The organism is uncultured Tateyamaria sp. (assembly GCF_947496075.1).
Taxonomy (GTDB): domain Bacteria; phylum Pseudomonadota; class Alphaproteobacteria; order Rhodobacterales; family Rhodobacteraceae; genus Tateyamaria.
Genome location: NZ_CANMBJ010000004.1, coordinates 453,553 through 472,575, shown reverse-complemented (window position 1 = coordinate 472,575; position 19,023 = coordinate 453,553). Strand labels below are relative to the sequence as shown.

At 59.5% G+C, this 19,023-nt stretch carries 17 protein-coding genes and 1 pseudogene; 8 read left to right on the top strand and 10 right to left on the bottom strand.

All coding sequences use genetic code 11. The features are described from left to right. Positions 1-73 precede the first annotated feature (73 nt). From gpmI to Q1A51_RS14780, 3 genes are read left to right on the top strand one after another with little or no spacing between them, the layout of a single operon-like run. Positions 74-1,585 (top strand): 2,3-bisphosphoglycerate-independent phosphoglycerate mutase, encoded by a 1,512-nt coding sequence (gpmI, locus tag Q1A51_RS14790; protein WP_299600102.1) that lies wholly within the window; start codon positions 74-76, stop codon positions 1,583-1,585. Beyond that, positions 1,582-2,706 carry a peptidase M23 gene (locus Q1A51_RS14785; protein ID WP_299600100.1) on the top strand — a complete coding sequence of 375 codons (1,125 nt, stop codon included), beginning with the start codon at positions 1,582-1,584 and terminating at the stop codon, positions 2,704-2,706. The genes gpmI and Q1A51_RS14785 overlap by 4 nt, the downstream gene beginning before the upstream one ends. A 6-nt stretch (positions 2,707-2,712) precedes the next feature. Next, positions 2,713-4,077, top strand: a complete 1,365-nt coding sequence (locus Q1A51_RS14780; RefSeq protein ID WP_299209662.1) for a S41 family peptidase — start codon at positions 2,713-2,715, stop codon at positions 4,075-4,077. 94 nt (positions 4,078-4,171) lie between these two features. Here the strand turns inward: Q1A51_RS14780 and Q1A51_RS14775 are convergent, their stop codons facing one another. The 8 genes and pseudogenes from Q1A51_RS14775 to Q1A51_RS14745 all read right to left on the bottom strand — a co-directional run bounded on the left by Q1A51_RS14775 (position 4,172) and on the right by Q1A51_RS14745 (position 11,031). Next, positions 4,172-4,651 carry a TrmO family methyltransferase gene (locus tag Q1A51_RS14775; RefSeq protein ID WP_299600098.1) on the bottom strand — a complete coding sequence of 160 codons (480 nt, stop codon included), beginning with the start codon at positions 4,649-4,651 and terminating at the stop codon, positions 4,172-4,174. Continuing rightward, on the bottom strand, positions 4,644-5,144 hold the full coding sequence (locus Q1A51_RS14770; RefSeq protein WP_299600095.1) for a GyrI-like domain-containing protein: 501 nt from the start codon (positions 5,142-5,144) through the stop codon (positions 4,644-4,646). The genes Q1A51_RS14775 and Q1A51_RS14770 overlap by 8 nt, the downstream gene beginning before the upstream one ends. 84 nt (positions 5,145-5,228) lie before the next feature. Next, positions 5,229-5,576, bottom strand: a pseudogene (locus Q1A51_RS24345) (AraC family transcriptional regulator); the annotation flags it as partial. Between the two features lie 46 nt (positions 5,577-5,622). Then, a complete protein-coding gene (locus tag Q1A51_RS14765) occupies positions 5,623-6,711 on the bottom strand; it encodes a mandelate racemase/muconate lactonizing enzyme family protein (RefSeq protein ID WP_299600093.1) in 1,089 nt (362 codons plus the stop codon). Continuing rightward, on the bottom strand, positions 6,704-7,636 hold the full coding sequence (locus Q1A51_RS14760) for a 2-hydroxyacid dehydrogenase (protein WP_299600091.1): 933 nt from the start codon (positions 7,634-7,636) through the stop codon (positions 6,704-6,706). Before Q1A51_RS14760 ends, Q1A51_RS14765 begins: the two co-directional genes overlap by 8 nt. Further along, positions 7,629-8,471 (bottom strand): fumarylacetoacetate hydrolase family protein, encoded by an 843-nt coding sequence (locus tag Q1A51_RS14755; RefSeq protein WP_299600089.1) that lies wholly within the window; start codon positions 8,469-8,471, stop codon positions 7,629-7,631. The genes Q1A51_RS14760 and Q1A51_RS14755 overlap by 8 nt, the downstream gene beginning before the upstream one ends. Before the next feature lie 11 nt (positions 8,472-8,482). Then, entirely contained in the window at positions 8,483-10,288 is a 1,806-nt protein-coding gene (locus Q1A51_RS14750; RefSeq protein WP_299600087.1) for an IlvD/Edd family dehydratase, read from the bottom strand. Then, on the bottom strand, positions 10,285-11,031 hold the full coding sequence (locus Q1A51_RS14745; protein WP_299600085.1) for an SDR family oxidoreductase: 747 nt from the start codon (positions 11,029-11,031) through the stop codon (positions 10,285-10,287). The genes Q1A51_RS14750 and Q1A51_RS14745 overlap by 4 nt, the downstream gene beginning before the upstream one ends. A 114-nt stretch (positions 11,032-11,145) precedes the next feature. On the opposite strand from Q1A51_RS14745, the gene Q1A51_RS14740 reads away from it, so the two are divergent. Both Q1A51_RS14740 and denD read left to right on the top strand, forming a co-directional pair. Next, the gene (locus Q1A51_RS14740) at positions 11,146-12,024 is read left to right on the top strand and encodes an NAD(P)-dependent oxidoreductase (protein WP_299600083.1); all 879 of its coding nucleotides are present in this window, start codon (positions 11,146-11,148) and stop codon (positions 12,022-12,024) included. Then, entirely contained in the window at positions 12,021-12,995 is a 975-nt protein-coding gene (denD, locus tag Q1A51_RS14735) for a D-erythronate dehydrogenase (RefSeq protein WP_299600081.1), read from the top strand. The genes Q1A51_RS14740 and denD overlap by 4 nt, the downstream gene beginning before the upstream one ends. Here the strand turns inward: denD and Q1A51_RS14730 are convergent. Both Q1A51_RS14730 and Q1A51_RS14725 read right to left on the bottom strand, forming a co-directional pair. Further along, entirely contained in the window at positions 12,992-14,416 is a 1,425-nt protein-coding gene (locus tag Q1A51_RS14730) for an FAD/NAD(P)-binding protein (RefSeq protein WP_299600079.1), read from the bottom strand. The genes denD and Q1A51_RS14730 overlap by 4 nt on opposite strands. A gap of 103 nt (positions 14,417-14,519) precedes the next feature. Next, the gene (locus Q1A51_RS14725; RefSeq protein WP_299209628.1) at positions 14,520-15,176 is read right to left on the bottom strand and encodes a GntR family transcriptional regulator; all 657 of its coding nucleotides are present in this window, start codon (positions 15,174-15,176) and stop codon (positions 14,520-14,522) included. Between the two features lie 197 nt (positions 15,177-15,373). Here Q1A51_RS14725 and Q1A51_RS14720 point away from each other — a divergent pair, with 197 nt between their 5' ends. The 3 genes from Q1A51_RS14720 (at position 15,374) to Q1A51_RS14710 (ending at position 19,016) form a co-directional block, all read left to right on the top strand. Next, on the top strand, positions 15,374-16,399 hold the full coding sequence (locus tag Q1A51_RS14720) for a TRAP transporter substrate-binding protein (protein WP_299600077.1): 1,026 nt from the start codon (positions 15,374-15,376) through the stop codon (positions 16,397-16,399). A 99-nt stretch (positions 16,400-16,498) separates the two neighbouring features. Beyond that, positions 16,499-17,389 (top strand): TRAP transporter small permease, encoded by an 891-nt coding sequence (locus Q1A51_RS14715; RefSeq protein WP_299600075.1) that lies wholly within the window; start codon positions 16,499-16,501, stop codon positions 17,387-17,389. A gap of 4 nt (positions 17,390-17,393) precedes the next feature. Further along, positions 17,394-19,016 (top strand): TRAP transporter large permease subunit, encoded by a 1,623-nt coding sequence (locus Q1A51_RS14710; protein ID WP_299209619.1) that lies wholly within the window; start codon positions 17,394-17,396, stop codon positions 19,014-19,016. Positions 19,017-19,023: the final 7 nt, after the last annotated feature.

Below are 19,023 nucleotides of genomic sequence, written 5' to 3'. Positions count from 1 at the left end.
AGCTGCGCAAGCCTTCTTTCCAACGGCATGGCCGCGCGGTAGAACGCAGACGATACATCGGAAGGATCCTGCAATGGCACCACCCAAACCTGTCGTTTTGTGCATTCTGGATGGCTGGGGTCTGCGCGAGGACGAAACAGGCAATGCACCGAAGCTTGCCCGGACGCCGACATTTGATCACATCATGGACACCTGTTCGCATGCGACCCTGATCACCCATGGTCCGGACGTGGGTCTGCCACGTGGCCAGATGGGCAACTCGGAAGTGGGTCATACCAATATCGGTGCCGGTCGCGTCGTGGCGATGGATCTGGGCCAGATTGATCTGGCGATTGAGGATGGCAGCTTTTTCCGCAACCCGCGCCTGACTGACTGGATTGCGCGGATCAAGGAGGCTGAAGGACGCGCGCACCTGATGGGTGTTTTGTCTGACGGAGGTGTGCATGGTCATATCAATCACATGGTTGCAGCGGCCAAGGCTTGCACCGATGCGGGTCTTCCCGTGCTGATCCATGCCATCACGGATGGGCGTGATGTGCCCCCGAAATCTGCGTTGACTTATCTTGAGCAATTGCATGATGCCCTGCCCGCTGGCGCACGGATCGTGACGCTGACGGGCCGCTACTTTGCGATGGATCGCGACAACCGTTGGGACCGGGTTGAAACGGCCTTTGCCGCCATGGTGCGGGCCGATGCACATATCGTTGAAAACGCACAGGCGGCGATTGAAGCGGCTTATGACGATCACAAGACCGATGAATTCATTCCTGCCACGGTCATGGACGGCTACAAGGGCGCCAAGGATGGCGACGGGCTGTTCTGTCTGAATTTCCGGGCCGACCGCGCGCGCGAGATCATGGCGGCGCTGGGCGATCCCGGCTTTGATGCTTTCGTGCCGGAAGGCCGTCCGGAGTGGTCCGGGCTGATCGGCATGGCGGACTATTCGGAAGAGCATAATGCCTACATGACCACTGTCTATCCAAAGCCCGAGATCGTGAATACGCTAGGGGCGTGGGTCGCCAAGGCCGGGCTGCGTCAGTTCCGGCTGGCCGAGACCGAGAAGTACCCGCATGTCACCTTTTTCCTGAATGGCGGTGAAGAGCAACCGGAGACCGGAGAGGATCGTGCGATGCCAAAATCTCCTGCTGTTGCCACCTATGATCTCCAGCCGGAAATGTCGTCCGTCGAAGTCACGGACAAGTTCATCGCGGCCATTGAAGAGGGCTACGATCTGATCGTCGTGAACTATGCCAACCCGGACATGGTGGGGCACACAGGCGATCTGGATGCCGCGATTGCGGCTTGCGAAGCCGTGGACACCGGTTTGGGCCGGGTTCTGCCCGTGCTTGAAAAGGCTGGTGGCGCGATGGTCTTGACGGCGGATCACGGCAATTGCGAGACCATGATCGACCCGGAGACCGGTGCACCGCACACGGCCCATACCACCAATCTGGTCCCGGTGGCGTTGATTGGTGCAGAAGGGACGGTCGGGGATGGCAAGCTGGCCGATCTGGCGCCGACGATCCTGCAGCTCATGGGTCTGGAGCAACCGGAAGAAATGACGGGCGTCAGTCTGATTACATGAGACTTCTGGCTGCAGCCCTTTTGATGTGTTTTGCGCTGCCTCTGTCCGCGCAGGAAGACGCTGGCGCGCTTGCCCGTGGCGCGGGTGTGCAGCTTGAGGCAGCCTCGGTCCGTTTGTCAGAGGCCGACAGCGCCCGCGACCGGGTGCGTGCCTTGACGGACACCGTGCACGCATACGAAGCCGGGCTTGCCGCGATGCGGGCAGGGTTGCGCCGGGCCTCCATACGAGAGGCGCAGTTGCGCGGCCAGCTTCAGGCCCGTGATGCCGAGATCGCTCAGCTTGTTGCTGTGTTGCAGACGCTGAGCCCGGGCCAGTCACCGACCGCCTTTCTGCATCCCGACGGTCCTAACGGAACAGCGCGGGCGGGGATGTTGTTGGCCGAACTCACCCCGGCCTTGAACCAGCGCGCAAGCCAGTTGCGGCAGGACTTGAACGACGTCGAAGGCCTGCGTGTGTTGCAAGAGCAGGCGGCAAAGCAACTGCAAACCGGGTTGTCAGAGGTGCAGACCGCGCGATCCGCACTGAACCAGGCGATGGCAGAACGGAAAGATCTACCCCAACGGTTTACCGAAGACCCGGTGCGAACCGCGATCCTGATTGCGTCGGCCGAAACTCTGGATGCGTTTTCGAGCGGGTTGGCCAGCATTGCCGAAGGGGATGCAGGTTGGACACCTCCGCAGATCGATGACCTGATCGGCGAATTTCCAATGCCCGCGCGCGGTGTGATATTGCGGCGTGCCGGAGAACCTGATGCTGCTGGTATCACCCGGCCCGGAATCTTGCTGGCGACCCGCCCCGGCACGCTGGTAACGTCGCCAACCGCTGCCACATTGCGCTACGTCGGGCCGCTTCTGGACTTTGGCACTGTCACGATTCTTGAGCCACGCCCCGAAACCCTGATCATCCTCGCGGGGATGGCGATCAGCTACGGTGAGACGGGACAGATCATCGCGGCAAGCACACCTTTGGGCCTGATGGGCGGGCTTCCGGCACAAAATGGCCCATCAACAGGTGGTGAAGGGGGTGGTACTGACCGCTCGGAAACGCTCTATATAGAGGTAAGAGAGAATAATGTGCCAATGGACCCACTCACGTGGTTCAGCACCGAACAGGATGGATAAGCTGGAATGAAGAAATTCGTGATGGCCGCCTTGGGCGGAACGATGGCAGGTGCAATCGCAACGACGCAGGTTGCAGGGCCACTCTTGGCACAGGAAAGTGCTTCGAGTGCGACCGTATATGAACAACTGGATCTGTTCGGCGACATTTTCGAACGCATCCGGAACCAATATGTCGAGGATGTTGAGCCCGGTGAGCTGATCGAAGCGGCTATTGACGGCATGTTGACGTCGCTTGATCCGCACTCCAGCTATCTGTCGCCAGATGACGCGGCGCAGATGCAGGTGCAAACCCGAGGTGAGTTCGGCGGTCTGGGAATCGAAGTGACCCAGGAAGAGGGCTTCATCAAGGTTGTGTCGCCTATCGACAGCACGCCCGCCGCCGAAGCCGGGATCGAAGCGGGCGATTTCATCACCCATGTCGATGGAGAGTCGATGCTGGGCCTGACCCTGGACGCAGCCGTGGATCGCATGCGCGGCCCGGTCGGGTCCGAGATCATCATCACAGTTGTTCGTGAAGGTGAGAACGAACCCTTTGATGTGTCTATCATTCGGGACACGATCGAGTTGCAGGCGGTGCGCAGCCGGACCCAAGGCGATACTGTTGTGCTGCGTGTGACCACCTTCAACGACAAGACCACGCCGAACCTCATGTCCAAGCTGGAAGAAGAGGTCGAAACCCTTGGCGGGATGAACAACGTCAACGGATTTGTCCTGGATTTGCGGAACAATCCCGGCGGGCTGTTAACTCAGGCCATTCGTGTGTCGGACGCGTTTCTGGAAAAGGGCGAGATCGTATCGACGCGCGGCCGTGATCCGGTAGATGGCGACCGATACAATGCAACGCCGGGCGATCTGGCAAAGGGCAAACCAATTGTTGTGCTGATCAATGGCGGATCGGCCTCGGCGTCCGAGATTGTAGCGGGCGCATTGCAGGATCACCGCCGGGCTATTGTGGTTGGCACCAAAAGCTTTGGCAAAGGTTCGGTTCAGACGGTGATGCCACTGCGTGGCGATGGTGCCATGCGCTTGACCACGGCGCGGTATTACACGCCGTCAGGCCGGTCGATTCAAGCGCTGGGCGTAAGCCCTGATATCATTGTAGAGCAGCCCCGCCGCAGCCCCACGACCGAGGAAGAGGATGAACCGGCCAGTGCAGTCGGCCCCCGGACCGAGGGCGATCTGCGCGGCAGCCTCGACAACGACTCGTTGACTGACGATCAGGTGCGCCAGATCGAGGAAGATCGTGCAAAGGCCCAAGCAGCTGCTGACCTACGGGAAGAGGACTATCAGTTGGCTTATGCCATCGACATCCTGAAAGGTCTGAACGCGCTGGGTCCAGTCGAAGATGACCGCCAAGCAAGCTCCAAATGAGCAAAACGCACGGTGGATCAAGCCACCGTGCGTCACTCTTGCGGGCTTTTGCGCCGAGAAACGAGCCGCCGTAAACGGATCGGAGTGCTGATCCTTAGGCTCTGAATTCCTTTTCCCAATCAAACGCCGCGGATGCCTCAAGCGAGTTGGGCCAATGGCTGAAATGGTCTGGGATATGGGCATTTTCCACACGATCCGAGGCTGGGAAGTATGGCTTGAGGTCCAGGACCGGCGTTCCTGGCAACATGTCGAAGTAGTGGGAAAACACGATCCCAGCATCCAGATCGACGGATGCAACTGAAAACACTGACAGACCTATCGGGTTGGGTCGCGCTTCCGACCGCGTTGCAAATACACCTAACTCCGCCGAGGTCGCGGTATAGGGTGACACGATGCTGTAGCGCGCGCGCTGCGCATCGCTGTCCGCTTCGTGTGCCCACCAAAGGGCTATGGCGTGGCTGAAAGGCAGCACCCCTTCCAGACCGCGTCTGACGTCAGGTATCAACCGCACGGCAAACTGTCCGTCGATCATCTCGCACTGCCCAATGGGGCTTAGGGTGTAAGTGTCATTCATCGTCATGCTCCGCATGTTTGTTCACTAAGGGAAGACAAAGCGTGACGTTGAAGCCGGGCTGCTTGCTGGCACCGCGATACACCTCATAGGCGGGGCGATCCGCAGGTTCGTACCCGGATTGTGGCAACCAGTCGGAAAACAACCAATCCCAATAGTCCGAGATACGATGCATCTCGTTTTCCGGGACGTCTGTTTTCATACATGCGACACGTCCCCCGGCGAGGCTGCGAAGCCTGACTTGGCCTGTTGTCTTCGTGTCCTTGGCTACTTCGTAACAGGCATCCAGCCTCCATGTGCTCTGATCTGCCAATGCAGAGTCCGACCATGTAATACTGATAGCCTCGTCGGGCGCAGGCTGTTCAAGAGCCGACAGGTGCCATTTGCCCAAATCGGAATAAAGCTTGCTGATGCTTGCATGGCTGTAAGGACCGACCAGTCGGAGGCTTGCCAGTCTGCGTTCTGGCACAGTCTTGATTTCCACGTCGACGCTCATGCCGTCTAGATACATTGGTGCAGGTCGTGCGACTTTTCCCATCCTGCGCATTCTGAAATCAGGTGGACGATCACGCCGATACCGTGTCGGTGAGCAGTCATAAGCTTTCCGAAAGGCTTTGGAGAAATTTGCGCTGCTGGAAAATCCGCATGTCAGTGCGATGTCCGTGACCGACCTTTGCCGCCGATAGATCAGCGCACTGGCGGCCATCTCTAATCGCAGACGGATGATACACTGTGCGACGGATTCTCCGGTCACGGCGCGGAATACGCGGTGAAAATGAAATTCTGAGAAGGCCGCCTGTTTGCAAAGTTCTTTGACTGTATGCGGATGTTCAGGACGGGCGCGGATCAGGTCCACGACCTGCTCTATGCGCCGGTGATAATCGGTGAGCGTTCGCTGCTTTTTCGGAGAGCCGCCTGTTTTATGCATTGTGACCCGTGAGTGTAAGCCATCCTGAAACTGTGGCACCAAGCCGTTATAGCGCCACCTCGTGTGGCGTCAGTTTATCCCAATCAAACGTGACACCGATTCCCGGCACGTTTGGTGCAACGGCGAGGTGATCTTTGATCACCAGCGGGCGGGTCGTGTAGCGGTCGATGGGGAAGCTATGCACTTCCAGCCAGCCGCCATGGGGTTGGCTGGAGACCAGCGAAACGTGCAGTTCCTGCATGCCGTGGCTGCACACAGGGACGCCAGCGTCCTGTGCCATCTTGGCCACCTGAAGCCAGCCGGTGATGCCAAGGCAGTTTGATGCGTCGGGCTGGATGAAATCGACATGGGGCATGGCGCGGCGGAATTCGTGCATGCTATGCAGGTTTTCACCTTGGGCTGTGGCCATGCCCGTGGCCGCGCGGATCGCAGCGAAGTCTTCGAAGAAGTCCGGCTCAATCGGTTCCTCGAACCACGTGATGTTTTGATCTTTGACCGCGTTGGCAAGGCTGATTGCCTGATCGGTGGTCATCGAATAGTTGGCGTCGATCATGAAGGTGATATCGGGGCCGATCAGGTCGCGAACAGCCTTGATCCGTTCCACATCTTCGGCTTCGGTGGGTTGGCCGATCTTGATTTTGACCGCGTTGTGGCCGCGCGCAAGATAGCCCCGGATGCTGTCCAACAGTTTTGGCAGGTCAAAGCCGAGGTCGATACCGCCGGCATAGGCGCGGCACTGGTCCGATGCGCCGCCAGCGGCTTGCACCAGCGATTGCCCGGTGCCTTTCAGCCGCGCGTCCCACAGCGCGATGTCCACGGCGGAGATGGCGAAGGACAGGATGCCGCCCCGCCCCACATAGTGCAGATGTTCGTCCATGGCGTGTGTGAGCTGCTCGACATTGTCCGCATCCTGCCCGATCAGGAAGGGCGCGAGGTCGTGTGTGATCATCGCCGCCGTCGCATGCCCGCCGCGCCCGCCATTGTAGGTGTAGCCCATGCCGATGCGCCCGTCGTCCAGCGTGACCGTCGCTGTGATCAGGTGGAAGTGACTGTGATCGCCGTGCTTGGCGTCGACGAGGATTTCGTCGAGTGGCACGGCGAAGAGGCGGGCGGTGACGTCTGTGATCTTAGCCATTGAGGTGCTTGGTTTCCGGCACGGGTGTGATCACCAGCCCGTTGTCGAGATGGCTGATGAGGTTGTCGACGACCAACGTGCCCATCGCGGCGCGCGTTTCATGCGTGGCGCTGCCCACGTGGGGCAGAAGGATGACGTTGGACATGGTCTTGAGCGCGTCGGGGATTTTGGGTTCTTCCTCGAATACGTCGAGGGCGGCGTATCCGAGCTTACCGGATTGGAGGGCGGCGACCATCGCGGCCTCGTCAATCACCGAGCCGCGCGAGACGTTGATGAGCGTCCCTTCGGGGCCGAGTGCTTCCATCACATCAGCGTTGACGATGTGATGCGTCGAGGGACCGCCAGGGGTGATGCAGATGATCACCTCGACCGCCTTTGCCATGTCCACGAGGTTGGCGTGGTAGGTGTAGGGCACGTCCCTTTCGCTGCGGGTGTGATAGTGGATGTCGGCGTCGAACGCTTTGAGCTTGTCCGCGATGGCCTGGCCGATGCGGCCGAGGCCGAGGATGCCGACGCGCCGGTTGTCCGCGCTGCGCGATAGTGGGGCGTTGCCGTTTGTCTCCCAGTTGCCAGAGCGGGCGTGCGCCTCGTCCGACAGGAAATTGCGGAAGCTGGTGAGCATGAGCATGATCGCCGTCGTTGCCACCTCGGCGTTCAGCACGTCGGGCGTGTGGGTGACAATGATGCCCCGTTCGATGCAAGCGTCGGTGTCGATCGCGTCGTAGCCCACGCCATAGCTGGCAGCGACCTTGGCGTTTGTGCACTTGGCAAGGATATCCGCAGGCACGCCGTCATGGCCGTTGGTGACGATGTGGGTGATCGCGTCTGCGGGATAATCGCCGCTGGCCTGATGGATGGTGAACCGTTCGGACAGACGGTCACGCATGGTATCGGTGATGCCGCCGATTTGCAGAAGATCAGGCATCCTGTTTCACCTCTTGCCGTTGGGTGCCGAGGCCAGCGATGTCCAGTTCCATGACGTCGCCCACCTTAAGGTAGGTTTTCGGGTTCATCCCGTCGCCGACGCCGGGGGGTGTGCCTGTGCTGATCACGTCGCCGGGGTGCAGGGTGAAGAGCTGGCTGAGGTGTTCAATGATCTCGGCCACGGAAAAGATCATGGTGGCGGTGTTGCCTGTCTGCATCCGCTGGCCGTTGACCGACAGGCTCATATCGAGCGCTTGCGGGTCTTCGATTTCGTCGCGAGTGACAAGATACGGACCTGTGGGGCCGAATGTGTCGCAGGATTTCCCCTTGGTCCATTGTCCCGTGAGGTTCTGCTGGAACTCGCGCTCTGACACATCATTTATGATGCAGTAGCCTGCCACGTAGTCGAGCGCGTCGGCCTTTGAGACGTACTTGCAGGTCTTGCCAATGACGGCGCCCAGCTCGACTTCCCAATCCGAGCGTTTCGACCCGCGCGGCATGACGACGTCGTCATTGGGGCCAACAATGGCGGAGTTCGCCTTGAAGAAGAGGATGGGGTGCTCGGGGATGGGCAGGCCTTGTTCGGCGGCGTGGTCGGAGTAATTGAGGCCGATGCAGAGGAACTTGCCGATATTGCCGACGCAGGGGCCGATGCGGGGATTGCCATCGACTGCGGGCAGGGTGGCCGGGTCTATGGCACGCAGTTTGTCGATCGTGGCGTCGTCCAGCGTGGCGCCGTGGATGTCATCGATGTGGCCGCTTAGATCGCGCAGCGTTTCGCCGTCCATGAGGCCGGGCTTTTCGTGACCAGTGTCACCGTATCTTACGAGTTTCATGAACGGCCTTTCTAGTGATTGTCGCGCGGCATGTATTTGCGTGAGATGTCTTGGTATTGGGTGGCGCCGCGCAGGGTCATGCCCTCGTCAAAGCGGCCCACGTAGTCGCGGAAGATCTCTTGCCACGGGCTTTGGCTTTCAGGGACGGGGTAGCCGCCTGCTGCCATGATCGCTTCGGCGCGTGCCTGAAGCGTGATGTCGTCCACCAGCATATCGGCGGTGCATTTCTTTAGATCGATCCGCACGCGGTCGCCGTTTTCGAGGAGGGCAAGGCCGCCGCCATCTGCTGCTTCGGGCGAGGCGTTGAGGATTGAGGGCGAGCCGGACGTGCCGGATTGGCGGCCATCACCGACGCAGGGCAGCGCCTGGATACCTCTTTTGAGCAGGTAGGAGGGCGCGCGCATGTTCACGACCTCAGCCCCGCCGGGATATCCTTTGGGACCGGCGCCGCGCATGAAGAGGACGCAATGTTCGTCGATGTTTTCCGCCGGATCGTCGATGCGGTGGTGGAAGTCTTCAGGCCCGTCGAAGACCACGGCACGCCCTTCGAACGCTTCGGGGTCGTCGGGGTTGGACAGGTAGCGGTTGCGGAACTCTTCGGAAATCACCGAGGTTTTCATGATCGCGCTATCAAAAAGGTTGCCCTTGAGGTTGATGAAACCGGCCTCTGCCTTGAGCGGGTCCGACACTGGCTTGATCACCTCGGTATTCTCGCTGCGCAGATCGGCGCAGTTTTCCCGCATCGTCTTGCCGTTGGCAGTGATGACGTCGGGGTGGGGCAGGAGGTCGGCAGCGATGAGTTCGCCGATAACTGCCGGGACGCCGCCGGCGTGCTGGTAGTCTTCGCCAAGGTATTCGCCTGCGGGCTGGAGGTTCACCAGAAGCGGCACGTGGTGGCCGTGTTGCTGCCAGTCGTCGTTGTTTAGCGGCACGTCTAGGTGCTTGGCCACGCCGTTCAGGTGGATGGGTGCGTTGGTTGACCCGCCGATCGCGGAGTTGATGACGATCGTGTTCTCGAACGCTTCGCGCGTCATGATGTCGGAGGGGCGCAGGTCTTCCCACACCATGTCGACGATGCGCTTGCCGGTCTCATAACTGATCTGGCTGCGCTCGCGGTATGGTGCCGGGATGGCGGCGGAGCCAGGCAGTTGCATGCCGAGCGCTTCCGCCAGCGAGTTCATCGTGGTGGCCGTGCCCATTGTGTTGCAATAGCCGACGGACGGGGCGGAAGAGGCGACGAGGTCCATGAACCCTTCGCCGTCGATCTCTCCCTTGGCCATCATCTCGCGCGCTTGCCAGACGATGGAGCCGGAGCCGGTGCGTTCACCGCGGAACCAGCCGTTGAGCATGGGGCCGACCGAAAGCGCCACGGCGGGGATGTTGACGGTGGCGGCGGCCATCAGGAGGGCCGGGGTGGTCTTGTCACAGCCGATGGTCAGGACAACGCCGTCGAGCGGGTAGCCGTAGAGGGTTTCGACAAGCGACAGGTAGGCGAGGTTGCGGTCGAGCATGGCCGTGGGCCGCTTGCCGGTTTCCTGGATCGGGTGGACTGGGATTTCGATGCAGGTACCGCCTGCGGCTACGATGCCGTCGCGCACACGTTTGGCGAGTTCGATGTGGTGCCGGTTGCAGGGCGACAGGTCGCTGCCCGTTTGGGCGATGCCGATGATCGGCTTGCCGGATTGTAGCTCTTCCCGCGTCAGGCCGTAGTTGAGGTAGCGTTCAAGGTAGAGCGCGGTCATCTCCGGGTTGTCCGGGTTCATGAACCATTTGCGGGAACGCAGGTCTTCGATACCGATTTTCTTTTTTTTGGTCATTGTCCTGACCAGCCTCCATCAATGATGTGGGTGTGTCCTGTGGTGAATGCGCTTTCGTCACTGGCAAGGTAGACGACGAGCGCTGCGATTTCTTCGGCTTTGGCGACCCGCCCCATGGGCTGGCGGGCGACGAATTGTTCCATGGCCTTGTCGTAGCTGCCAAGCTGTTCGCCCAGTGCCTTGACCCTGTCGTGCCAGCTGGGGCTTTCGACGGTGCCGGGGCAGATGCAGTTACAGCGGATGCCTTGGGTGATGTAGTCGACGGCGACGGATTTGGTGAGACCGACGACGGCGGCCTTGGTCGTGCCGTAGATGAAGCGATTGGGCGCGCCGATGATGGACCCGAGGGCCGATGACATGTTGATGATCGAGCCGTTGCCGCGCTCCAGCATCCCCGGCAAGGTGGCGCGGATGGTGTGATACATCGACCGTACGTTGAGGTCGAAGGCAAAATCCCATTCATCATCCGTGCTGTCCATGATCGTGCCGTGATGCACGAAGCCCGCGCAGTTGAACAGGATGTCGGGTTGGGCCTTGGCCACCCCGTCCCGAATGCTTGCTGCATCACGCGCATTGAGAGGGAAAGCATCGATGTTTGCGTGGTCAAGTGTGCTTAAAGCGTCGGCGTTGATATCGGTGGCAAAGACATGTGCCCCTTCGTTTGCCATCGCCAACGCGCTTGCACGGCCGATCCCTTGGCCCGCTGCGGTCACAAGTGCGCTCTTTCCGTCAAGACGGCCCATGCACTCCTCCCTATTCGATCAGGTGTTGCGCAGCCCGAAGGTCTGCGTTTTGGTGTTAGCGTAGGACAAGCTGTGGGTGTTGACCAGACGTCACGGCAAAATCGGAGGATTGTCATGGCGTTCGAGAATGTGGCCCTGTTGGGCACCGGGTTGATGGGTTTTCCCATGGCGCGGAACCTGGCGCGGGCTGGGGTGCCGGTCACCGTGTGGAATCGGACGCGGTCGAAGGCAGAACCCCTTGCGGACGAAGGCGCAGCGGTGGCAGCCAGCACGAATGCCGCAGTGACTGGGGCGGATGTCGTTATTTCGATGATGAGCGATGGTCCCACGGTGCTGTCTGTCATTGCCGAGGTGTCGCCCAGCCTGTCCAGGGGCGCGTTGTGGATCGACATGTCATCGACCAAACCAGCGGAGGCGCGCGATGCCCGTGCGTTGCTGTCAAAGGTGGGAGTGGGATTTCTGGATGCGCCGGTTTCCGGCGGAACGAAGGGGGCCGAGGCGGCGTCCCTTGCCATCATGGTTGGTGGTGAAGCTGCTGACTTCAATAGTGCGCGCCCGATCTTTGAAGAGATGGGTCGGCCTGTGCATGTCGGCCCCACCGGATCTGGGCAATTATCGAAGCTCTGCAATCAGGCGATTGTCGCAGTGACCATCGGTGCTGTGGCTGAAGCGATGCTGCTGGCCGAGGAGGGGGGCGCAGACCCCGCCGCGTTACGCGCTGCTTTGAAGGGTGGCTTTGCTGACAGCACCATTCTGCAGCAGCATGGGGAACGCATGACCACTGGCAACTTCGAGCCCGGAGGACTGTCGAAGTTTCAACTGAAAGATCTGGACAACGTATTGGTCGAGGCATCGGCTGCTGGTGTGACGCTGCCCATGGTGCAGGACGTCCGCGATCGATTTGCCCATTTCGTCGATCATATGGATGGCGCGGACCGGGATCATTCTGGGCTGTATCTTGAACTGAAGGCACGGCAGGGGGATCGCGCATGAAACGCATACTGATTCTTGGTGGTGGTGGCATGGTTGGTCAGAAGTTGGCCAAGCGACTTGAGATGCAAGGGCTGCCGGGTTTTGGCGATTTTATCGTGACGCTGCATGATCTGGGCTTTATCGAAGACGCTGTGGGTGACGACAAGCGCGTCGGTAACTTGTCTGTTTTAGCCGAGGGGGCGGCACTTGCAGCCGAACGGTTTGACCTGATCTTCTTCCTCGCCTCCATCGTGTCAGGCGAGGCAGAGACGAACTTTGATCTGGGGTGGCAGACCAACCTGTGGCCGATGTGGCATTTCCTTGAGGCGCTTCGGGCACAACACCGAGCCACGGACGGGGCTTATGTGCCCCGGGTAGTCTTTACCTCATCGATTGCTGTCTTTGGCGGACCGTACCCGGACAAGATCGGAGACGAGTTCCTGACTTCGCCCCAGACCAGCTATGGCGCTCAGAAGGCGGCGTGCGAGCTGTTGGTCCAAGACTTTTCTCGCAAGGGTTTCATTGACGGCATGTCGCTGCGGCTGCCCACGATCTGTGTACGACCCGGCAAGGCGAACCTGGCCGCATCGTCGTTCTTTTCGGGTATCATCCGCGAGCCATTGAACGGGTTGGAGGCTATCCTGCCCGTCGACGACACTGTGCGGCATTGGCACGCGTCACCACGGTCGGCGGCAGGGTTCTTGGCACATGCTGCCGTTCTGGACACGGATCGGCTTGAAGGGCGGCGGGCGCTGAACTTGCCGGGGTTGAGTTGCACCGTGGCGGAACAGATCGAGGCGCTGCGTGAGGTCGCTGGCAACAACGTTGTGGCGCTGATCAAACCGCAGCGTGACGAGGCTGTGGCAAACATCGTCGAAGGCTGGCCGCGCAACTTCGCGCCGGAACGCGCGACGGCATTGGGCTTCGAGGCAGAGAAAACGTTCCGCGAGATCATCGATGTTTACATTGAGGACGAGTTGGGTGGCCGTTAACCCGCCCGTGCCGCATAGGTGCGCAGCATGTGGGCGTCGTAAAGCGGCATCGCCATGACCTCGTCTCCAATGACCGTTGTGGCGGGGGAGAGGTAACGTACGCCGGGTGCTCCGGTTTTGCATTGCGGACCTACAGTCAGGCCTTTTGAGACTGGACAGATGCCGATCAGGCCCTGAGTGAGCATGTTCTCGGTCAATGGGTCGTAGTGAGAGGTTGGTCCGGCACCCGCACAGTTTATGACAAATCCGGTGTTGTGAACCGTCTCGCCTCCGTCAGCGTCAACGATCCGTACTTTGGCCCCATCTGGCCCATGCTCAATGGCTTTGACTGCGCCTTTAATCATCCGTGCACCGCCCTCTTCAACCAGCCTGTGCATGTCCATGATCGTGTCTCGCGTGCCGCCTCGCAACCAGAAGCGCAGCTGCGCTGGGACGCGTCGGGCCTGATCTGCATCATCGATGTAGTTGGTGAGCGGGTTCGCCAGAAAATGCGCGCGAAAGCCCGCCCGGATCTCGCGCATTTCGTCTCCGGCCTTTTGGGCCAAATCAATCTCGCGCTGGACTTCGGCCAGGAAAGTTTTAGCCGTGTCATGCCCGGATGACAGATTGGGGCGGGTCAGTTTGCGGGGTAGGCGCGGAACAAGTGCAGCGGGGATTTCACCATCTGGGGCACAGGCAACAAAGCGCAACTGTTCCTCTGGGATTAGGCTTTGACACAGGCGCAGGACATCAAGCATTGCCGCGTTGCCACCGATGCAGAAAACCTCGGCTCTACGTTTGATGTGTTCCGCGATCTCTTCCTCGTTTCCAAAGACGCTTGGGACGGCAAATGCGCCGTCATCGCCTTCGAGGCGCAGGGTGGACGGACCGCCGGGTGCGACGTCCACGGCTCGGGCGGTGATCGTGCGACCGGCTTCGGTCTGGATAGTCGTGCCATCTGATCCGCTTTGCAGAGTAAGCGCGCAGTCGTCGATCAAGCTCACCTGCACTCCCTGAGCCCTGTGATGCGCCAAAGCCTCTTCGGCCTGTTCCTCCATGAAATCGCCATAGAATTCGCGGGGTGCATTTACGCCATAGACGTCCCCTGCGTTTACCAGCGGTTGCGCTGCCCGCATCCAGTTCGGCGCGCGTCCGGTCATCGTGTCGGCCACCATGTCCCAGCGGTCGGACAGCCAGCGTGCAAAGGCAGGATCGATGTCATCCGCCGGCGAGTTGAGCAAATAGGCGTATCGCCACGGTGTGTCTTCTCTACCCTTTGCATATGCGGCACCTCGGCCCAATTGAGACGCGCTTCGCCCCAACACGACGAGGTGATCACCGGCGGCAAGGCTGCATTGCTTAACGAAAGCGAGGGCAGTGATGCCATCTCCCACGACAAGATGGGTCGCCTCGCGGGGCGTCTGGGAGTGTGGATCGCGCATCGTATGCTACTGCCTGAATCGGGTTTTGAGTGGCGTAGGGTGTTAGGCGGCGGACGGGCGAAGGTCAACGCGACCTGAGTGCAGGCCGTGGATCGCCGTTGCGTCAGGCAGGTTCGATCTGGTCCGCATCCATCAGGTGTCTCGCCAGATGATCGTGAATCTTCTGCCGGGTCAGATCTTCGTCTCCGGCCATCGCAGCATCCAGAATATGCTGATGGTGCATGATGTTGTTCGAGATGAAATTGAAGTCGCGGTCCTCCACCATCAATTGCTGGCGGAACCGGCAATACACACGGTGATGGGTATCGATCAGGGTCTGCGATCCGCAGGCCGAAATGAGGGTTTCATGGAACTGTGCCTCGGCTCCGAACCAGAGATCGACAAAAGGTGATCGGTCGGTCGCGGTGTTCAGCCGCATTTCAAGGTGGCTGAGCTGGTGATGGGCGGCAGTCAACCGGGCCTCCCACGCGACGCCGCCGCGCCGGATCGACATCACCGTACCTTCGGCCTCAAGCAGCACACGGAGATGCGTCAATTCGTGAATCACCTCGCGTGACTTTTTCGGAACGCGAAAGCCGCGCTGTTCCTGGAACTCAACCAAACCGAGAGTCGACAGTCTGAACAACACCTCTCGAATCGTGCTTGCGGAACAGCCAAACTCTTGACGCAAGTGTTCAGCCCGCACCTTTTGACCATGCTCAAAAGCGTTTGTCATAAGGCGATAGCGCAGTGTTTCGAAGATGTCGGTATCGTAGGGCATGGGTCGTATGAACTCGTGATATAACTCCTTCGATAAATCACGAAATCACGAAATTCCATAAAAATCTCAAAAATATCGCTAATTTCATTTTTTTGTTGTCCGATAGGGGCAACTGCGCATAGCCTTCCCTTACGACACAAAAAGGTGGGCGTTCGAACCTGCCAAGTGCGCACACATAAAATGTCAGGGAGGATGACATGACATTTCTGAAGAGGGCGGCTTCGGTCGCTGCTGTTGCTGCTCTTGCGGCCACCACGGCGCTTACGGCGTCGGCAGAAACAACGAAGCTACGGATTCAAACGCACTATGCCCCCGAGACTGTCTCGGGCAAGCTCGCTGCGCAATACATCGAAGACATCCAGACGATGTCGGGTGGCGAGATCGAAGTCGAGATGTTCTACAGCTCGTCCGTCGTGAAGTCGGTCGAAACCTTCGACGCGGCCTCCACGGGCATCTTGGACTGCGACATGACCGGTGGTGGCTACCAGACCGGCAAGAACTCCGCCTTCCAGTTCGTGGGCGACATCATGGGCGGCTATGAAACCCCCTATCAGCAGCTGAGCTGGCTGTATTTCGGCGGTGGCAAGGAAGCTGCGGCGCCGCTGTACAACAAGTACGGCATGGAGTTGATCGGCTGGTGGGTTTACGGTCAGGAATCCTTTGCGTCCTCGAAGCCGATCGAGAAGGTCGCCGACTTCAAGGACTGGAAATTCCGTTCGCCTCCCGGCATGGAAACCAAGATCTTTGAAAAGCTGGGCGCGTCGCCCATCGTGATGGACTTCACCGAGATCTTTACGGCTCTGGAAACTGGTATCATCGACGGTGCGGACGCATCGGGTCTGGCCAACAACGTGGGCTTGGGTCTGTATGACATCGTTAAATATGCCAACTTCCCCGGCTTCCACTCGATGCCGTCCGACCACCTTGCGTGCAACAAGGCGGTTTTTGACGCGATGCCTGAATCGCATCAGCGCATCATGAAGGTGGCCATGGAAGCCCTCGCTCTGCGCACCGCACTGACCTTCGAGAAGAAGAACGCCGAAGCTGCAGCCCAGCTGAGGGAGCAAGGCGTGACGCTGAGCCAGTGGGCGCCCGAAGAGTTGGCCAAGTTCCGTGCCGCAGCACAGGCCACATGGCCTGAGTTCGCAGACACGCCTGAAGCTAAGGCGCTGGTCGACGCACACCTGACCTATCTCGGTCAATTGGGCCTCGTCTCCGAGTAAGCGATCCTTTGGGGTCCCGCTACGCGGGGCCCCAAGTCACCCGCCGCAAATCAAGGCAAGATGCGCGCGGGTTTTTTCATACCATAGGGGGACTTTGCGATGCAGGTGCGCTCCGGCACTCCGATAGAGTGGCTTGTGCCATTGGCATTCATCTTTTGCGCGGGCTGGGTGGTCTGGCACATGCCAGCCTTCACGCTCGACTTCTATCCCCCAACCGACGAATCCCAGTTCGACAAGTTATCGGCTCTGTTCAAACGCAATGATGTCACCCCCAATATGGGCGGGCTGTTCGGCGGCTTTGCTGACATCGTGGACTGGCTTGCTGCCATAGGTGTTGTTGCCTTCGGGTATCTCGGTATCCGAACTGTGCAGCGTGCAGGCATGGAATTTGAAAGTTGGCGTGCTGCGGACCGTTTGGCCGTCTTCATTGGTCGTGTCACCATGATGTTGATCGTGCTTCTGACCAGCGTGATGCTGTACGAGGTGATCCTCCGCTATGTGTTTGAGGCGCCAACGCTTTGGGCGAATGAACTTAGCCTGTGGCTTGCGGGCTTTGTGTTCCTGTGCGCCGGCCTTTACGCCATGCAACAGCGCAGCCACATTCGCATTGTACTTTTGTACGACGCGGTTCCGCGTTCGGTGCAGCGGATATTCGACACCATCTCGACCGTACTCATCGTCGTATTCGCCTTCTTCCTGATCTACGGAGGCTATGGCGAGGCATTCGACAAGTTCTACCGTTGGGAGACCTTCGGCACGGCATTTGATCCACCGATTCCAGCCACGATGAAGCCAATGGTGCTGTTTGTCGTCGGCATGGTGGCCATTCAGGCCGTCATCAACCTGATCTCTGATTGGAATGCCGAGGAAGTGCATTACGGGGGCGAAGACCTCGATGAAGAAGAGATTGAGCGCATCAAGGCGCAAGTGGCAAACGAAGGGGTCGGCGACCTCGACGTGACCGGCCAACACGTGTCGACAAAGGACTAAGCCCATGGATATCGGTACTATTTCGCTTGTCCTGATGCTGGGGCTGATCCTTCTCCTTGCTATCGGGATGCCCCTTGGCCTGGCCTCTGCCATCCTCGCCGTTGCTGTGCTGGTCATGAAATTCGAGCCGGAGTTGCTGCTGGCCCCATGGACCTTTGGTGATGGCATTCTGACCGGGCGACCGGGGGCAGGGCCACTCAATATCCTGGCCCAGCGAATATACGGGCTCTTAACGGACTACGTTCTCATATCCATTCCGCTCTTCATTTTTATGGCGGCATTGCTGGAACGCTCCGGCATCGCGAAAGAGATGTATTCGTCCCTGAACATCTGGCTGAACCGGACCCGGGGCGGCATTGCCATCGTGACATCCATCATGGCTGTGATCATGGCCGCTATGTCCGGTATCATCGGGGGTGAGGTGGTCCTTCTGGGTCTGATCGCGTTGCCGCAGATGCTGCGGCTTGGCTACAACCAGAATCTGGCAATCGGCGTGATCTGCGCCTCCGGCTCGCTTGGCACCATGATCCCGCCATCGATCGTGCTGATCATCTACGGCTTAATTACCGAAACCTCGATCAAGGCACTGTTCACGGCGTCCTTCATCCCCGGGTTTATGCTGGCGTCGTTCATCATTATTTACATCATCATCCGCACGCAACTACGGCCCCAGGATGCACCACTGCCCGACCCAGTCGAAGGCGAGCCGCAGGGGCGCGAGAAGACTGCGCTGTTCCTCGCCTTCCTGAACGTAGTTGTCGGCGGGTTTTCGGCAGCCTTGTTCCTGCGCGCCAGCTTCTTCGAATTCTCGGGGTCGAATGCGGCCAATACAGGCGCAGCAGCGTTCTGGGGCACGGCAGAATACATCGGTATCTTTGGCAGCATGCTGGCGGCGAGCGTGGTTTTGGCCATGTTCGTATTTGGCCGGACCCGCACCGCGCTGGGCTGGTCGATGGGCAAGGGTCTTGTCCCGCCCATCGTTGTGATCGGGGTTGTCATGGGGTCGATCTATGGCGGTATCACAGGCATCACCGAGGCTGCAGGCATGGGTGCCATGGCCGTGTTCGTGATCGCCCTGCTGCGCGGAGAAGCATCGTTTGACCTGGTGTGGGAGTCCCTGATGCGGACCCTCAAATCGACCGGTACAATTATCTGGGTCACCATCGGGGCGACTGCCCTTGCCGGTGCCTACACAATTGCTGGCGGTCCGACTTACGTGGCCGACTTCATCGTCGGGTCCGAACTGCCCACCATGTTGGTCATTCTGATGATGATGGTGATCTTGCTATTCATGGGCGCGTTCATGGACTGGGTCGGCATCGTGCTGCTGATCATCCCGGTGTTCCTGCCGATCGTGCTGAAGCTGCCGATTGACGAGATTGGCCTGTTCGGTGAACTGAACCCACGCCATGTGGCGATCTGGTTCGGCGTGGTATTCTGTATGAACATGCAGGTGTCGTTCCTGTCACCACCCTTTGGTCCGGCGGCTTTCTACCTGAAATCTGTGGCGCCACCGCACATCAAACTGACCGATATCTTCAAAGGCTTCCTGCCCTTTATCGGTATCCAGTTGATTGCCCTATCGGTGCTGTTGATCTGGCCGCCCATCATCTCGATCCTACTTTAGGAGGGCA

Coding starts and splice junctions, on each gene's coding strand:
- gpmI (WP_299600102.1), top strand. CDS start 74: ATGGCACCACCCAAACCTGTCGTTTTGTGCATTCTGGATGGCTGGGGT.
- Q1A51_RS14785 (WP_299600100.1), top strand. CDS start 1,582: ATGAGACTTCTGGCTGCAGCCCTTTTGATGTGTTTTGCGCTGCCTCTG.
- Q1A51_RS14780 (WP_299209662.1), top strand. CDS start 2,713: ATGAAGAAATTCGTGATGGCCGCCTTGGGCGGAACGATGGCAGGTGCA.
- Q1A51_RS14775 (WP_299600098.1), bottom strand. CDS start 4,651: ATGAATGACACTTACACCCTAAGCCCCATTGGGCAGTGCGAGATGATC.
- Q1A51_RS14770 (WP_299600095.1), bottom strand. CDS start 5,144: ATGAGCGTCGACGTGGAAATCAAGACTGTGCCAGAACGCAGACTGGCA.
- Q1A51_RS14765 (WP_299600093.1), bottom strand. CDS start 6,711: ATGGCTAAGATCACAGACGTCACCGCCCGCCTCTTCGCCGTGCCACTC.
- Q1A51_RS14760 (WP_299600091.1), bottom strand. CDS start 7,636: ATGCCTGATCTTCTGCAAATCGGCGGCATCACCGATACCATGCGTGAC.
- Q1A51_RS14755 (WP_299600089.1), bottom strand. CDS start 8,471: ATGAAACTCGTAAGATACGGTGACACTGGTCACGAAAAGCCCGGCCTC.
- Q1A51_RS14750 (WP_299600087.1), bottom strand. CDS start 10,288: ATGACCAAAAAAAAGAAAATCGGTATCGAAGACCTGCGTTCCCGCAAA.
- Q1A51_RS14745 (WP_299600085.1), bottom strand. CDS start 11,031: ATGGGCCGTCTTGACGGAAAGAGCGCACTTGTGACCGCAGCGGGCCAA.
- Q1A51_RS14740 (WP_299600083.1), top strand. CDS start 11,146: ATGGCGTTCGAGAATGTGGCCCTGTTGGGCACCGGGTTGATGGGTTTT.
- denD (WP_299600081.1), top strand. CDS start 12,021: ATGAAACGCATACTGATTCTTGGTGGTGGTGGCATGGTTGGTCAGAAG.
- Q1A51_RS14730 (WP_299600079.1), bottom strand. CDS start 14,416: ATGCGCGATCCACACTCCCAGACGCCCCGCGAGGCGACCCATCTTGTC.
- Q1A51_RS14725 (WP_299209628.1), bottom strand. CDS start 15,176: ATGCCCTACGATACCGACATCTTCGAAACACTGCGCTATCGCCTTATG.
- Q1A51_RS14720 (WP_299600077.1), top strand. CDS start 15,374: ATGACATTTCTGAAGAGGGCGGCTTCGGTCGCTGCTGTTGCTGCTCTT.
- Q1A51_RS14715 (WP_299600075.1), top strand. CDS start 16,499: ATGCAGGTGCGCTCCGGCACTCCGATAGAGTGGCTTGTGCCATTGGCA.
- Q1A51_RS14710 (WP_299209619.1), top strand. CDS start 17,394: ATGGATATCGGTACTATTTCGCTTGTCCTGATGCTGGGGCTGATCCTT.